The 1528-nt window shown below is 30.0% G+C and carries 1 protein-coding gene; it reads right to left on the bottom strand.

The window, feature by feature from the left end; translation table 11 throughout:
* Positions 1–1468 (bottom strand): von Willebrand factor binding protein Vwb (gene vwb / locus IDG60_RS13630; RefSeq protein WP_206160797.1); only part of this gene is annotated, 1468 nt, incomplete at its 3' end.
* Positions 1469–1528 lie beyond the last annotated feature (60 nt).

The raw sequence follows: 1528 nt of genomic DNA, 5'->3' as shown, positions 1-1528 counted from the left end.
TAAAACGTTTTTGATGACCTTCACTTAAAGTATTTACTTTTTGTTGTGCATTTAATCGGTCTTTATAACTATGTGTATCTTTATAATTATCAACTAACTTTTGAGCTTCTCTAACGTGTTCACGCTTGATTACACGCTTCTCACGTTCAGTTAGATGAGAAGAATCAATTTGACTTATACCAACCAGTGATCCTGATTTTCTACCAGGTAAAGCAGACGTTTCTTCAAATTTAACAACATTATTATGCGTATGATTTGAAGTTGTTGGTGATTGATGCGTTGTTGTGAAATCATGACTTTCACCATTTAATCCAGCTAATGGTTTTGGTGTTTTGTAAACGATTTGTTGCTGAGTTTGACGCTCAACTGTAGGCATTGGTACCTGAGTCGTTGTTTCAGTATATGTAGTCGGTGTTGTTGGTTTCTTTGATGGCGCAGAAACCACAAGTTGCCTGTCGTTTTCGTTGTCGTCTTCGTCATCGATTAGTGAAACCACAGACTCATTTTTAGATTTTTGTCTGTTTATAAATCTTTCTTTTAATGCCTCTGACTTTCTTTGATATTCAGCTTTTTGTTCTTCAGAAATTTCTTGTGTTGTAGATTTATTATTTTGAGTATTTAAACTTCTTTTACTTCTTTTTGATACGTCATTTTTAGCAGCTTCTGTATCTGCTTTTAACTTTAATGCCATAGTCTGATTATGATTTTTTTCACTAGTTAATGCTGGTATACTCTCTGGACGTTCTTGTTGAATTTTTTTAAAAAATTTATCTATAATAAATTCTAAATCCTCTTTTTTTCTATTTAACATCCTTTGATTTACTGCTCTTTTTTTATCCGACTTATCTTGAACTTCTCCAACAATCAAATCTAACTCACTATATAATTCTTCAACTTCGTCCTTATTTGTATTATAGAATGTATACCCTACCATTAATACTTTATTTTCTAAATTGTTTATTTCTACGTCGGCATTATGTTGCTCTGTATTGTTAAAGTCCTTTAAATCACTATTTTTCAGTTGTATTTCTTCAATATCTTTTAAAAACTCTTGTTTATTTTTCTTTAATGTATCAAAAATATAAGAATATCTTTCATGTGTTAAACCTAATAAATCATTCGATTTTCTGCTAATATCTGCATTTTTTATCTTCTTTTCTTCATTTAAAAAATTTTTTAATGCATCATCTTCAGCCATAAATTTTTGTTGATATTTTTTTACAGCCTTTTCATATTCTGGCTCTTCATATTTTTCATAATCAGCAAAAGATAATGATGAAATCAAACTTTCTAAACTATCTCTATAATTTTCGTAAGAATTGGATTTATTACTTTTATCTTTCAATTCTAAAGCTTTTGATACATATGGATTCTTCTCCCCAGAAACCACTGCACTCGCATGATTACTTTCCCAAATTTGTGATACACATAATGCTCCCAATGATAAAACTAGCAATTTATTTTTCAACTGTATTTTCTCCTTAATTTTCCCTAATTAACAACCTACCTTACACCCTATTTTTTCGCC

It is taken from the genome of Staphylococcus sp. EG-SA-2, from assembly GCF_017152085.1.
The sequence above is the reverse complement of the archived record's forward strand: the minus strand, read 5'-3'. Positions and strand labels throughout refer to the sequence as shown.